This window comes from Streptomyces sp. NBC_00727 (genome assembly GCF_045161745.1).
In the GTDB taxonomy this organism is placed as follows: domain Bacteria; phylum Actinomycetota; class Actinomycetes; order Streptomycetales; family Streptomycetaceae; genus Streptomyces.
The window spans coordinates 4,826,013-4,839,486 of sequence record NZ_CP108981.1 but is presented as its reverse complement, the minus strand read 5'-3'; the positions used below and the strand labels follow the sequence as shown (position 1 = coordinate 4,839,486).

The window sequence follows — 13,474 nt, the reverse complement described above, 5'->3', positions numbered from 1 at the left end:
TGGCCCCGTGCAAACCGCCCTGTCTTCAACAGAGTTGCCCTGTCCCCCATAAATACCATCGTCGCACCACCTGTAACCCGCGTACACCTGGTATATCGCGGTCAGTGAGGTCACTTCAGCGTTTTGTCGACATGCCCACAGGGAGACAAGTCAAACACGTCCCCGGCCAACTCGTGCCCCTCGAACCGCACTTCACGCCCACCACATGGAAAAGTCACCACGGCACGACGAAGGCCCGGATCCCCTGGAGGATCCGGGCCTTCGTCTTTCAGTAGCGGGGACAGGATTTGAACCTGCGACCTCTGGGTTATGAGCCCAGCGAGCTACCGAGCTGCTCCACCCCGCGTCGTTGTGTTCAAACCGTACCACGACGCGAGGGTGGAGCTTTACCGGGTTACTCAGCCCCCGCCCTCATCGCTCGCTTTGTCCGTAGAGCTGGATTTGTCGGCCTTGTCGGCCTTGTCGGCGCTGTCGGTCTTCTTGTCGCCAGCGTCGGACTTGCCGTCGTCGGCGGCCTTGGACTGGGCCGCGGCCGCCCGCTCCAGGGCGTCCTGGAGATCGGTCTGGGCCTTGCCGTAGGCCGCCCAGTCCTGCTTCTTCAGGGCCGCCTCGCCTTCCGTGTACGCCTTCTGCGCATCGGCGATCGCCTTCTTGAGCGCGGCGTCGCCGGTGGCCGGCGGCTGGCTGGTGTCCGGCGGCTCGGTGGTGTCGCCCGGTGGCTCGCTCGTATCGGAACCCTCGGCGCCGAAGACGGCATTGAGCGCCTCACCGAGGCTGTTCTCGAAGACGATCTTCGAGCCGTACGAGGCGGCGACCTTGCGCAGCAGCGGGTAGTTCTGCGTGCCACCGCGCGTGTAGACCGGCTCGATGTAGAGGAAGCCTCCTTCGAGCGGCACGGTCAGCAGGTTGCCGTATTCGATGTCGGAGTCGGTGCCCTTGAGGTTTCTCACGAACTCGGCGACGTCGTCGTTGCCGTTGAGCTCACTCTGTACCTGGCCGGGGCCCTTCACCGCACCGGTGACTCTCAGGAGCCTTATCGTGCCGTAGTCCTTGCTGGCCGCGTCGGCGTCCACCGCCATGAACGCCCCCAGGTCGGGCCGCCCCTTCGGGGTGAACGTCGTGGTCAGCGAGAACTTCTGAGCCGTCTGGCCCGGCATCTTTATGCTCAGGTAGTACGGCGGGACGGAGCCGGACTCCTTGTTGGTCGGGTCGTCCGGGACCTGCCAGGCGTCACTGCCGCTGTAGAACTGGGCGGGGCTCGTGACGTGGTAGCGGGTCAGCAGCTCGCGCTGGACCTTGAACAGGTCCTGCGGGTAGCGCAGGTGGTCCATCAGGTCCTGCGGGATCTCCGCCTTGGGCTTCACGGTCCCGGGGAACGCCTTGCGCCAGGTCTTGAGGACCGGGTCCTTGGTGTCCCACTCGTACAGCGTGACCGTGCCGTCGTACGCGTCGACGGTGGCCTTCACCGAGTTGCGGATGTAGTTGACCTGGTTCTGCTGGGCGACGACCGCGCGCTGGTTGGTGGTCAGGGAGTCGGCCGTGGTGTCACCGAGCGTGGTGCGCGAGGCGTACGGGTAGCCGTTGGTCGTGGTGTAGGCGTCGACGACCCACTGGATCCGCTTGTTCACCACGGCCGGGTAGGCGTCGCCGTCGATGGTGAGCCAGGGGGCCACCGCCTCGACGCGCTCCTTGGGCGTGCGGTTGTAGAGGATGCGCGAACCGTCGCCGATGGCTCCCGAGTACAGGATCTGCGGCTCGTTGAACGCCACCGCGTACGCGGCGCGGTTGAACGTGTTGGAGAGACTGATCCCGCTGTCGCCCTTGTAGCTGGTGGTCTTCTCGCCGTCCTCCTCGTAGTCGAGCTCCTTCTGGGGCCCGCCGACGATGGAGTACTGCTCGGTCTTCTCGCCGTAGTAGATCTCCTGCTTGTACGTGCCCAGGTCACCGGTGGTCGGCAGCCCGGACTCGGTGAAGTCGGGAGAGCCCTTCGGGTTCTTGCCGGTCGTGGTCCCCCGGGCGGCGATGGCGCCGTAGCCGTGGGTGTAGGTGAAGTGGTCGTTGATCCAGTTGCGCTTGGGGATGCCCTCGATGTTGAGCTCGCGCAGACCGATGACCGTGTCCTGCTCCTTGCCGGAGGCGTCCTTGTAGCGGTCGACGTCCAGCGTCTTGGGGAACTGGTAGTAGTTCCTCTTCTGCTGGAGCTGCTGGAAGGCCGGCGAGACGACGTTGGGGTCCATCACGCGGTAGCTCGCCGCGTCGTTCGCCGCCGCCCGGAGCTTGACGCCGTCGTCCTCCGTGGACTTGCCCGTGTAGTCCGAGACCTGCGCGTCGTCGATGTCGTACGCGTCGCGCGTGGCCTCGATGTTCTTCCGGATGAACGGGGCTTCCTTGGCCTGCTCGTTCGGCTGGACCTGGAACTTCTGCACGATCGCCGGGTAGAGGCCGCCGATCAGGATGGCCGAGAGGACCATGAGACCGAAGCCGATCACCGGCAGCTGCCAGGTGCGCCGCCAGAGCGTCGCGAAGAACAGCACGGCGCAGATCGCGGCGATGCAGAACAGGATCGTCTTCGCCGGGAGGTAGGCGTTGGCGTCGACGTACCGCAGCCCCGTCCAGTTGTCCGTGGCCTTGAAGTCACTGGACTTCACCGCCAGGCCGTAGCGGTCGAGCCAGTACGCCACGGCCTTCAGCGCGACGAAGACGCCGAGCAGCACCGAGAGGTGGCCGGTGGCAGCGCCCGTCGCCCGCGCGCCGGGGCTGGTGACGCGCAGCCCGCCGTACAGGTAGTGGGTCAGGGCGGCGGCGATCAGCGAGAGCACCGTGGCCGCGAAGCCGAAGCCCAGCAGGAATCGGTACCAGGGCAGGTCGAAGGCGTAGAAGGACACGTCCAGATGGAACTGGGGGTCCTTCTGGCCGAACGACACGCCGTTCACATACATCAGCCAGGTGCGCCACTGGCCCGAGGCGGAGGCGCCGGCGATCAGACCGACGAGCGCGGTGACCGCGAGCAGCACCCACTTCTTGTACGGGGCGAGGCTCATCCGGTAGCGGTCCAGGCTCTGCTGCTCCAGCGACATCGCGCTCAGCGGCGGCCGGAGCCGGTGCGCGAGCCAGATGTTCAGACCGACGGCCACGGCCATCAGCAGTCCGAAGACGAGGAACAATCCGATCTTGGTCCACAGGGTGGTGGTGAAGACGGACGAATACGCGACCGACCTGTACCAGAGCCAGTCCGTCCAGAACCCGGCGAACATGACGAACGCCATGGCGAGAATCGCCAGGACGCCGAGTGTCATGAGCAGGGTTCGGGCGCGCCGGGACGGGCGGCCGACTCTGATCCGTGGCCCGGTCGGGCCTCCGCCGCGGTCCGGCATCTGGAAAGCCAACGTGCGCACCTCGAAGTTCGCGGGTCGTGTGGAGCGGGCCCAGCGATCGTAGAGCCCATCCCTTCAACTTACTGATGCTTTACCTAGTTCCCGTTCCGGGGGCGGAAGGAGGCAGGATGTTGTCCATGTCCAATGTTTCCCCCTCAGGCCCCCCGATGGCCGCGAGCCCGCTCACCGTCGCGGTGCTCGAAATCGACGAGTACGTCTCCACCCTCGGCTGGGACCAGCCGGCCCGGCTCTTCGCCCTGGTCGACACCGCGCGGCTGCGGGTCCAGGAGCCCGGTCTCGCCGCCCAGCTCGGCCTCGACGACGACGGTGCGAAGGCCGCAGCGCTGACCCCCATCGAGCAGGAGGAGCTGCCGGCCGGTACGGCGCTGGACGAGTTCCTCGCCACGATCGCCTGGCCCGACGCGGTCGTCGGGTGCGCGATGACGGTGGAGCGGCTGATGCTGCCGCCGTCCGCCGAGGCGTCCGTGCCGGACGGGCTCGACGACAAGCGGCTGACCAAGTGGGTCGCCCAGCACCCCGACCGGCAGGAGGTGCGGATGACGGTGGCCGTCCTGCGGGACGGGGCGCGCGAGTCGGCCGTACGCCTGCGGGAGAAGGACTCGGCGAGCGAGGTGCTGACCGGGGCCGGTCTGGTGCCGGGGCTGGCCGAGGCGCTGGCCGCCACCTTCGAGTCCTGACCGTCCGCTCCGCCCTGCGGGGGCGCGGTCAGCCTGCCGAGCAGCTCGGCAGTCCGGCCGTGTCCCCCGCGCGGAGCTTGTCCAGCGACTTCTTCGCGTCGTCGATGGTCTTGACGCGGATCAGGGTGAGCCCGTCGGGGGTGTCGGACGCGGCAGCCGCGCAGTTCTCGTCGGGGGTGAGGAAGTAGCGGGCGCCGGCGTTGCGCGCGCCGACCAGCTTCATGGTGATCCCGCCGATCGGGCCGACCTTGCCGGCGTCGTCGATGGTGCCGGTGCCGGCGATGAACTTGCCGCCCGTCAGCTGACCCGGGGTCAGCTTGTCGACGATGCCCAGGGAGAACATCAGCCCCGCGCTCGGGCCGCCCACGTCGGCGAGCTTGATGTCGATGTCGAAGGGGAAGGTGTGGTCCGTCCCCGCCTGGATGCCGACGATCGCGCGGTTCTCCCCGGGGGCCTTCACAGTGGTGAGGGTGATCTTCTCGGTGCCCTCGGGCTCCTTGCCGGCCTTCTCCGCCGCCGCGGCGGTCTTGGCCGGGACGACCGTGAAGGTGACCTTCTGGCCGGGCTTGTGCCGGGTGACGAGCTTCGCGACGTCCTCGGGCTTCCCGACCGCGGTGCCGTCGACGTCCTTGATGATGTCGCCCGCGTGCAGCTTGCCCTGGGAGGGGCTGTCCTTGACGACGGTGGAGACCACGACGTGCGAGGTGACGGGGATGTCCAGCTCCTTGAGGGCCGCGACCTTGGCGCTCTCCTGCGACTGGCTGAACTCCTCGGCGTTCTCCTGCGTCGACTCCTCCTCCGTCTTGCCGTCCGGGTAGAGGGTGTCGTGCGGTACGACGACGCTGTCGTGGCCCAGCCATCCGGCGACGGCCTCGACGAGGTTCATGCTGTAGTCCGCGCCGGTGACCCGGACCGTCGTCATGTTGAGGTTGCCCGACGTCTTGTACGTCTTGTGGCCGGTGATCCGCAGGACCGCGTCGCCCTCGACGTCGCCGAGCGTGTTCACGGTCGGGCCGGGAGACATCTCCGCGTACGGCACTTTGATCAGCACGCCTGCGCAGAGCAGCGCGATGAGGATCAGCGTGGAGGCGAGCATCGTCGCGGTGCGGCGTGGCATGGAACGACAGTACGGGAAGGGTCTGTCAGTGCACCGCCGGGGCCGGTCCGTACGGGGCCCGGGACGGGGGCGCGGAGGGAGGCGGAAGCGGCCTCAGACGTTCGATATCTGCTCGACCGGCTCGGAACCGGAGTGGGACTTCTCCATGGCTTCGCGGAACCGCGCGTACCCGGCGAGTTCGGTGACGTCCCCGGCCGTGCGGTTGCGGGCGGCCCAGCCTCCCCATATCGCAGCGCCGAACGCGGCGAAAACCGGAATCAACAACCAGGCGAGCGCTGCCATGCCGACCTCCCTACCCCCTGAGCGGTCGTGTCCGACCGATCAGCAGATTAACCATCTGGAAAAACAACGCTCGTGGCAGGGGTGCGGTTACGCAAATCGGGGCGGATGACCGCCGTTCCGGTTTGCGGTCAGCAGGCTCCGACCCATTCCTCGGTGCCGTCCGAGAAGCGCTGGTGCTTCCAGATCGGAACCTCGTGCTTGAGGTCGTCGATGAGCTTGCGGCTGGCCGCGAAGGCCTCCGCGCGGTGGGGGCAGGAGACCGCCACGACCACGGCGATGTCGCCCACCCGTAGTTCACCCACCCGGTGGACGGCGGCCAGCGCCCGGACCGGGAAATCGGCGACGACCTTCTCCGCCACCCGGCGCAGCTCGTCGGCGGCCGACGGGTGGCACGAGTAGCCGAGGCCGTCGACGTCCTGCCCGCCGTCGTGGTCGCGCACGGTGCCTACGAAGAGCGTGGTGCCGCCCGCGGCGTCGTCGCCGGCCGCCCGGAGGACCTCGTCCACCGACAGCGGCGTGTCACGGATGTCCAGCAGCCGGATCGGGTCCTGCGCCGTCTGCTCGCCGGGGTGGTCGTACGTGAGTGCCATGACCCCCATCGTGCCGTACCGCGCCGACAGGACGGAATTGCCGATTCGCCCGGCGGGCCGCGCCCCGCCTTGGAGCCTCCTACAGCCCTGACCGCCCGCCGGGGTGCTCAGATGCGGCGGCGGGCCTTGCGGGCGCGGCGCACCAGGGCCGCGGTGCCGAGGAGGGCGACGGTCGCGCCGGCGGCACCGGCCGCGGTGGCGTCCTTGCGGCCGAGGCGGCGGCCGGCGACGGTGTGCCGCCCCTCCACCTCCTCCAGGAGCGCGGCGAGCACCTCCTCGTTGGTCCAGCCCGGGCGCCAGCCCGCGTCGTGCAGCCGGCTCACGCTGACCACCCACGGGTGCATGGTGTACGCGAGGTCGCCCGCGGGCGAGGGGGTCAGGCCGATCCGGTGCAGCCGGGCCGCGGCGCCGAGCGCGACGGCGGAGGGCAGCTCCATCCGGCGCACCCCGCTCAGCTCCTCGACCTCCTCCTGTTCCAGCCAGCCGTCGCAGCCGACCGCGAACTCCCCGTCGATCTTCTCCAGGGCGGCGTACTCCAGCGCCGTGACCAGGTCCTCGACGTGGCAGAACTGCCAGGCGGGCCGGGAACCGGCGACCACGAGCAGCCGGGGCGACTCGAAGTAGCGGGTCAGCGCGGTGTCCGTGCCGCCGACGAGCACGGCGGGGCGCACGACGGTGACCTGCAGCCCGGGGTGGGCGCGTGGTGCGCGGCGGCCGAGCCGTTCGATCTCCAGCAGGTCGCCGACGCCGGTGGCCTCGGCGGTGGCCCGGAGCTCGGCGTCCTCGGCGAGCGGGAGGTCGTTGTCGGGCAGCGCGCCGTAGACCATGGCGGAGGTGCACAGGACGACGCGGTGGACACCGGCGGCCGCGGCGGCGGTCAGCACGGTCTGGGTGCCGCGCACGTTGTAGGCGGTGCGCGCGGCCGGGTCGGTCTCCAGGTCGAGGTCGAGCGCCAGGTGGACCACGACGTCTGCGCCGCGCAGCTTCTCGGCGATGGCGGGGTCACGGACGTCGAGCAGGTGCCAGGTCGCGTCGGAGACCTCACCCCGGCGTTCGTCGATGGCGATGACCTGCTTGATCTCCTCGGAGGCCGCGAGGCGTGCGGTGAGCAGCTCACCGATGCCCTTCGCGGCTCCGGTGACGGCCACGACAGGGCCGCGGCTTCTGGGGCGGCCGGGGACGGACTTCTTCTCGGGTGACGGGTCGGCCAGGTTTCGCGCTGCGCGAACCTGCGGATCCGGGGAACTCACCGGGCGCCTCCAGCGGTTGTCTTCAGTACGTACCCGCGTGACACGTACGTACCAGGTGGCGTCCATCCTGCCGCAGGCCCGGAGCAGGCGGAGCACTGAGGCCCTGAGCGGACTTGGTGTCTACGCTGGATGGTGATGTCGGGCAGTCGCCGTCGGTTCCCACCGGCGGCCCTACGAGCCGAGGAAACCCGTGAGTGACACCCCATTCGGATTCGGCCTTCCGCCGGAGGAGCCGGACGACGGCGACCAGGGCAAGAAGAACGACCCCACCGGAGGTGGGCAGGGTTCGGGCGGTCCGGCGAACCCGTTCGGCTTCGGCCCCGGCGCGGGCGGTGACAACCCCTTCGCCGCCATGTTCGGCTCGATGAACCCGAACGATCTGGGCGCAGCGTTCCAGCAGCTCGGCCAGATGCTGAGCTACGAGGGCGGTCCCGTCAACTGGGACATGGCCAAGCAGATCGCCCGCCAGACCGTGTCGCAGGGCACGCCGGACGGCTCGAAGGACGCGAGCGTGGGCCCGGCCGAGCGCGGCGCGGTCGACGAGGCGCTGCGGCTTGCCGACCTCTGGCTGGACGGGGTGACGTCGATGCCCTCCGGTGCCATCTCCAGCGTGGCGTGGAGCCGTGCGGAGTGGGTGGAGGCGACGCTCCCGGCCTGGCAGCAGCTGGTGGACCCGGTGGCCGAGCGTGTCGGCCTCGCCATGGGCGATGTGCTGCCCGAGGAGATGCAGGCCATGGCCGGCCCGCTGATCGGCATGATGCGGTCGATGGGCGGCGCGATGTTCGGCCAGCAGATCGGGCAGGCCGTCGGCGTGCTGGCGGGCGAGGTGGTCGGCTCGACCGACATCGGGCTGCCGCTGGGCCCGGCGGGCCGCGCGGCGCTCCTCCCGCTGAACGTGGAGCGGTTCGGCAAGGACCTGAGCGTCCCGCAGGACGAGGTGCGGCTGTATCTGGCCCTGCGCGAGGCCGCCCACCAGCGGCTCTTCGCCCATGTGCCGTGGCTCCGCTCGCATCTCTTCGGTGCCGTCGAGGGCTACGCGCGCGGCATCAAGGTCGACACCAGCAAGCTGGAGGACGTGGTCGGCCAGTTCGATCCCTCGCAGCCCGAGCAGCTGCAGGAGGCCCTTCAGCAGGGCATGTTCCAGCCGGAGGAGACCCCGGAGCAGAAGGCGGCCCTGGCCCGCCTGGAGACGGCCCTCGCGCTGGTCGAGGGCTGGGTCGACGCGGTGGTGCACGCGGCCGCGAAGTCCCGGCTGACCTCGGCCGACGCACTGCGCGAGACGATGCGCAGGCGGCGCGCCTCCGGTGGCCCCGCCGAGCAGACCTTCGCCACGCTGATCGGCCTCCAGCTGCGTCCGCGCCGGCTGCGGGACGCCTCGCGGCTGTGGGCCTCGCTCACGGACGCCCGCGGGCTCGAGGGGCGCGACGCGCTCTGGGAGCACCCCGACATGCTCCCGACCGCTCACGACCTGGACGACCCGGACGGCTTCGTCCACCACGAGCAGCTGGACTTCTCCGAGCTGGACAAGATGCTCGGCGAGGCGGCGAACGGCCCCCAGAAGCCCGCCCCCGGGGCGGACGCCGCGGACGACGGCACCGAGGACAGGGGCGACGGCAAGGACGACACCGACAAGTGAGCCTGCACGACGACGCCGCCCTCGTACTGAAGGGTTTCGGGGCCGGGGCCGGCCCCGCCCAGGAGGAGCTGCGCGACACGTATCTGGAGCACCTGGCGCTCCGCCCGGACGGCATGTGGAAGTCCTGCGAGGCCGGGCATCTGACGGCGAGCGCCCTGGTCGTGGACCCGGCGCGCGGCCGGGTGCTGCTCACCCTGCACCGAAAGCTGCGGATGTGGCTGCAGATGGGCGGCCACTGCGAGCCCGGTGACGCCACGCTGGCGGCCGCCGCGCTGCGGGAGGCGACGGAGGAGTCCGGTATCGCCGGGCTGACCCTGCTGGCGGGCGGGCCGGTGGTCCTGGACCGGCACCGGATTCCCGCGCCGTGCCACTGGCACCTGGACGTGCAGTACGCGGCACTGGCCCCGGCGGGCGCGACGGAGAACATCAGCGAGGAGTCCCTCGACCTGCGGTGGTTCGCGTACGACGAAGTTGCCGAGGTCGCCGACGCCTCCGTGATCCGGCTGGTGGAACGCACGCGCGCGGTGCTGGAGGCCGGCCGGTAGCCGCCCGTGCGACCACAGCGGTAAGGGGCGGCCTCCTGGGAGGCCGCCCCTTACCGTCTGCCGTCGTGTCGCGGCTCAGTTCCAGGCGTTGTTCTGGTTCTGGGCGTGCGCGCCGTGCTGGCCCATGCCGTACTGGGCGGCGAGGCCCTGTCCGATCTGGGCGTTCTGCGGCGGCATCAGCTCGCTCGGCTGCACCAGGGCGAAGCCCTGTCCGAGGAAGCTGAGCTCCCAGCCCTCGCCGGTGTTGCCGCGTCGGCGGAAGACACCCGAGGAGTGCGTCTGGGCCTGCATCTGCACCCGCAGCGAGCTGGACCAGGCGACGATGGCGTCGGCGTCCGCGCTGACGTACTTGTCAGGCGTGACCTGCATCATCAGCGGCTGGCCGGAGGTCATCAGGGCGACCTTGCCGGTGCCGGAGATGTTGAGCTGGTACTTGCCGCTGCCCGAGATGCCGTACTGGCTGTCCACGGCGATGACCTCGGTGTTCAGCGTGGAGTCGAGCGCCAGGACGTAGGAGCTGTCCACCGTCAGGCCGTCGCGGTCGACGTCCACGACGTGGATGTACTGCGCCAGGTTGGCGAGGTAGACGGTGCCCTGCCCGGAGCAGCGCATCAGGTCCAGGCCCTCACCGGTGTGGGCGCGGGAGCGGCGCTGGGCGTTCGACTGGTACTCGCCGTCGAACTCCATCAGCCCCTGGTACGCGACCATGGCGCCCTTGCGGGCGAGGACGTCGTCGTGGCCGGTCAGCGCGACCCGCAGGAGCTGCGGGTTCTGGATCGCGTAGCGCTCCTGGGACTGCTGTTCCGTGAGGCCGAAAAGCGAACTCTGCATGATGTGTTCTCCCTCCCCGTCAGTGCCGGACGCGCAGCCGGTCGGTGCTGTCCTCGCTGGGCTGGACGACGACGATCCCCTGGCCGGAGAAGGCCATCTGGAACGCCTCGCCGCTGCCCCGCCCGATGAGCGAGGACGCCTTGAAGCTGCGCTTGCCCTTCACCTTGAGGTTCGGGGACCAGGCGACCAGCGCGTCCGGGTCGACGTACGTCTCGTCCTCGCCGCGTCCGCAGTCGACGACGATCGGCGTGCCGCGCGAGGTGATCGCGACCCAGCCGGTGCCGGAGATGCAGACGTTCCACAGGCCCTGGCCGGCGAACTTGGCCAGGCCCTTGACCCGCTCGACGCCCCAGGTGAGGTGGCCGTCGAAGGCGAGGACGTTGGTGCCGTTGACCGAGAGGGAGTCGTTGTTGAGGTTGACGACGACGACGTCGGCACCGTAGTCGGCGAGGTAGAGCAGCCCGTCGCCGGTGCACTTCATCAGCGGCGCGCCCTCGCCGGTGATCCACTGCGAGGCGATCTGGCGGACGGCCGGCGGGTTGGGTTCGTACTGGATGAAGCCCTCGTACGCGACCATCGATCCGGTGCGCGCGTAGAGGTCCTGGCCGGTCGCCATGGCGACCTTCAGCATGGAGTGGCCGTGGTTCTCCATCCGTGCCGTGACGGGGGTCGGGGCGTAGCCCGCGAGTTGCTGGTTCATGACGGGCTCCCTCAGACCTCGTAGGGCTGGACGACGATGAAGTTGCCGGGTGCGCCCCGGAACTGGAGGTTCACGGTCTCGCCGCTGTGTCCGGGGTAGGCGTTGCGGCGCAGCCGGACCTGGCTGGAGATGATCACCTGGGACGCGGACGACCACGCCACCACGGCGTTGCAGTCTGCGAAGGTGGTCGGGGTGACCGGCAGGACGACCGGGACGCCGTGCGTCTTGACGACGATGGTGCCGGTGCCCTGGAACTGCATGGTGAACAGGGCGCCGCCGGGGATGCCGTGGCCCTCGATCCGGCGGACCTCGTACTGGAGGCTCTCGTCGAAGGCGAGCACGTTCTCCGCGGAGACGCAGATGCCGTCGCCCTGGAGTTCGATGGCGTGCAGATGCGAGCCTTCCTCGGCGAGGAAGACCTGCCCGCGGCCGGTACAGCGCATCAGCTGCATCTCCTGGCCGGTGGCGTTGCCCACCATGCGGCCGGCGAAACCCGCGCCCTTGTAACCGAAGTCGACCTTGCCCTGGTACATCACCATGCTGCCCTGCCGGGCCAGCACGCCCGTGCCGCCCATGGTGAGGTCGACGCGCATGAGCTGCTGGTTCTGCGGGGTCCAGCGCTGGCCGGTCGCGGTCTCCTTGTACGGCTGGAGTGCGGCCTGCAGCCCTGCGCCGGCGGCCTGGGGTGCGCCGCCCGGCATGCCCTGTCCGCCCGGTGGCATGCCCGGAGGCTGCTGGCCGTACGGGGACGGCGGCTGCTGTCCGTAGGGTGCGGGCGCCTGCCCGGGGACCTGCCCGAACTGCGGCTGCTGGGGCTGGTGCGGCTGCTGCCCGAACTGCGGCTGCGGCTGCTGCTGGCCGGGCTGCCCGTACGGGGCCGGAGCGGGCGGCGGGGGCACGGTGCCGCCGGGCGGGGCCATCGGCGCGATGATCGTCGGCGCGGCGTGCATCTGCTGCTGCGGGGCCGGGGCGGGGGCCGGCGGCGGGGTCCCGAAGGACGGCGCGGGCCGCGGGGCCTGGGGCGCCTGCGGTGCCTGAGGCGCGGCCGGGGCGCCGAACGACGGGGCCGGGGCGGGCTGGGCGGGCGGGGCGAACGACGGGGCGGCGCCCTGCGGCGGCGCGGCGGCCGGCGTCTCCTCGGCGACCTCGCCGCCGAAGTTCTTCAGCAGCGCGTCCAGGCCGCCGTCGAAGCCCTGGCCCACCGCGGCGAAGCGCCAGACGTCCTTGAGGTAGAAGTCACCCAGCATGACCGCGCGCTCGGTGCTGAACTCCGAACCGTTGAACGCGTACCTGACGACTTCCTCGCCGCCCGCCACGATGCGGATGTACCCGGGCCCGACCTGCGACATCTGTCCGGCACCGTCGACCGTCGCGGTGAACGAGAGCTTGTGGATGTTCGCCGGAATGCGGTCCAGGGTGACGCGGAACGACTCGGTGTCGCCGCTCTGGGCGCCGAGGAGCTGAATGGACTCCTCGGGGGATTTCGGCTGATTGAAGAAGATGAAATACCGGTCGTCGGAGAGCTGCTCATTGGCATCGAGCCCGAAGCAGCTGATGTCAAAGCTCAGCCCCGGGCCGGCGATCTGCACACCTACGTACAGGTCCGTCCCCGGCGTGAGATCGCTGATCTTGGCCTTGTGGCCGCGTTGGAATTCCCTGGCCATGCGTAACGACCGTCCCCCATCCGGAAGGTGAATGCGTCGCGTCAGGCTATCCGCAAACTCCGGCCTCGGGCGAAGCCGGTACAGACCCGGTACAGAAACACCGGACCCCGCTCACTCGGCGCCACCACGTGTCACTCGCCGCGCGCGGCCGGCAGGTGCGGCAGCCGGTCGGCCGCCACCACCCCCTCCAGGTATCCGCGGGCCCGCTCGGTACGGGGGTAGGCGTCCAGCAGCCGCCAGAACCGCGGCCCGTGCCCGGGCACCAGGAGATGCGCCAGCTCGTGGACGAGCACGTAGTCCACGACGTATTCCGGCATGCCCTGCAGCCGGTGCGACAGCCGGATGCTGCCCTCGGCCGGGGTGCAGGAGCCCCACCGGGTGTTCTGGTTGGTCACCCACCGCACCGAGGCGGGCCTGGCCCGGCCCTCGAAGTACTGGGCGGACAGACGCTCCGCCCGCTCGGCGAGCTCGGTGTCACCGAGGACGCGCTTGCTCTCCTGGGCGGCGAGCTTGTCGAGCATCACACCCACCCAGCGCTGTTCCTCGGCCTCGGACATCCGGGCGGGGATCAGCACGATGGTGCGGTCGCCCTCGCGGTAGGCGGAGACCGTTCTGCTGCGGCGGGCGCTCCTGCGGACCTCGACGGCGCTCGTCGCCGGGGCGCGGCGGGCAGGGCTCGCATCGCGCCGGCGGGATCCGGCGCCGGGCACGGCAGGCTCCCCGGCGAGGCCGGGCGACTGGTCGGCGGGCACGCCACGACGTTACCCGCTGCGCCTAGGGGAAGTCC

At 70.3% G+C, this 13,474-nt stretch carries 12 protein-coding genes and 1 tRNA gene; 3 read left to right on the top strand and 10 right to left on the bottom strand.

Annotated features, from left to right (window positions below):
* Positions 1-272: 272 nt before the first annotated feature.
* Both OG242_RS22055 and OG242_RS22050 read right to left on the bottom strand, forming a co-directional pair.
* Positions 273-346: transfer RNA gene (locus tag OG242_RS22055), tRNA-Met, on the bottom strand.
* 52 nt (positions 347-398) lie between these two features.
* A complete protein-coding gene (locus OG242_RS22050; protein WP_405901693.1) occupies positions 399-3,374 on the bottom strand; it encodes a UPF0182 family protein in 2,976 nt (991 codons plus the stop codon).
* Positions 3,375-3,502: 128 nt separating this feature from the next.
* Between OG242_RS22050 and OG242_RS22045 the strand changes: the two genes are divergently transcribed.
* Positions 3,503-4,072, top strand: coding sequence for a PPA1309 family protein (locus tag OG242_RS22045; RefSeq protein WP_405899794.1), 570 nt, complete (start codon positions 3,503-3,505; stop codon positions 4,070-4,072).
* 28 nt (positions 4,073-4,100) lie between these two features.
* On the opposite strand, the gene OG242_RS22040 is transcribed toward OG242_RS22045, so the two are convergent.
* From OG242_RS22040 to OG242_RS22025, 4 genes are all read right to left on the bottom strand, one after another.
* Positions 4,101-5,189, bottom strand: coding sequence for a PDZ domain-containing protein (locus tag OG242_RS22040; protein WP_405899793.1), 1,089 nt, complete (start codon positions 5,187-5,189; stop codon positions 4,101-4,103).
* 93 nt (positions 5,190-5,282) lie between these two features.
* Positions 5,283-5,471 (bottom strand): hypothetical protein, encoded by a 189-nt coding sequence (locus tag OG242_RS22035; protein ID WP_093706419.1) that lies wholly within the window; start codon positions 5,469-5,471, stop codon positions 5,283-5,285.
* Between the two features lie 128 nt (positions 5,472-5,599).
* Positions 5,600-6,061 carry a molybdenum cofactor biosynthesis protein MoaE gene (locus OG242_RS22030; RefSeq protein ID WP_405899792.1) on the bottom strand — a complete coding sequence of 154 codons (462 nt, stop codon included), beginning with the start codon at positions 6,059-6,061 and terminating at the stop codon, positions 5,600-5,602.
* 107 nt (positions 6,062-6,168) lie between these two features.
* Positions 6,169-7,311 carry an SDR family oxidoreductase gene (locus OG242_RS22025; protein WP_405899791.1) on the bottom strand — a complete coding sequence of 381 codons (1,143 nt, stop codon included), beginning with the start codon at positions 7,309-7,311 and terminating at the stop codon, positions 6,169-6,171.
* A 190-nt stretch (positions 7,312-7,501) separates the two neighbouring features.
* Between OG242_RS22025 and OG242_RS22020 the strand changes: the two genes are divergently transcribed.
* Together OG242_RS22020 and OG242_RS22015 are read left to right on the top strand one after the other, a co-directional pair.
* Entirely contained in the window at positions 7,502-8,947 is a 1,446-nt protein-coding gene (locus tag OG242_RS22020) for a zinc-dependent metalloprotease (RefSeq protein ID WP_405899790.1), read from the top strand.
* Entirely contained in the window at positions 8,944-9,492 is a 549-nt protein-coding gene (locus OG242_RS22015; protein WP_405899789.1) for an NUDIX hydrolase, read from the top strand. The genes OG242_RS22020 and OG242_RS22015 overlap by 4 nt, the downstream gene beginning before the upstream one ends.
* A 75-nt stretch (positions 9,493-9,567) precedes the next feature.
* On the opposite strand, the gene OG242_RS22010 is transcribed toward OG242_RS22015, so the two are convergent.
* From OG242_RS22010 to OG242_RS21995, 4 genes are all read right to left on the bottom strand, one after another.
* The gene (locus OG242_RS22010) at positions 9,568-10,323 is read right to left on the bottom strand and encodes an AIM24 family protein (RefSeq protein ID WP_405899788.1); all 756 of its coding nucleotides are present in this window, start codon (positions 10,321-10,323) and stop codon (positions 9,568-9,570) included.
* Between the two features lie 19 nt (positions 10,324-10,342).
* Positions 10,343-11,023, bottom strand: a complete 681-nt coding sequence (locus OG242_RS22005) for an AIM24 family protein (RefSeq protein ID WP_093706427.1) — start codon at positions 11,021-11,023, stop codon at positions 10,343-10,345.
* Positions 11,024-11,034: 11 nt separating this feature from the next.
* Positions 11,035-12,687: a TerD family protein gene (locus OG242_RS22000; RefSeq protein WP_405899787.1), complete on the bottom strand. Its 1,653-nt coding sequence runs from the start codon at positions 12,685-12,687 to the stop codon at positions 11,035-11,037.
* Between the two features lie 131 nt (positions 12,688-12,818).
* Positions 12,819-13,439, bottom strand: coding sequence for a M48 family metallopeptidase (locus OG242_RS21995; RefSeq protein WP_405899786.1), 621 nt, complete (start codon positions 13,437-13,439; stop codon positions 12,819-12,821).
* Between the last annotated feature and the right edge of the window lie 35 nt (positions 13,440-13,474).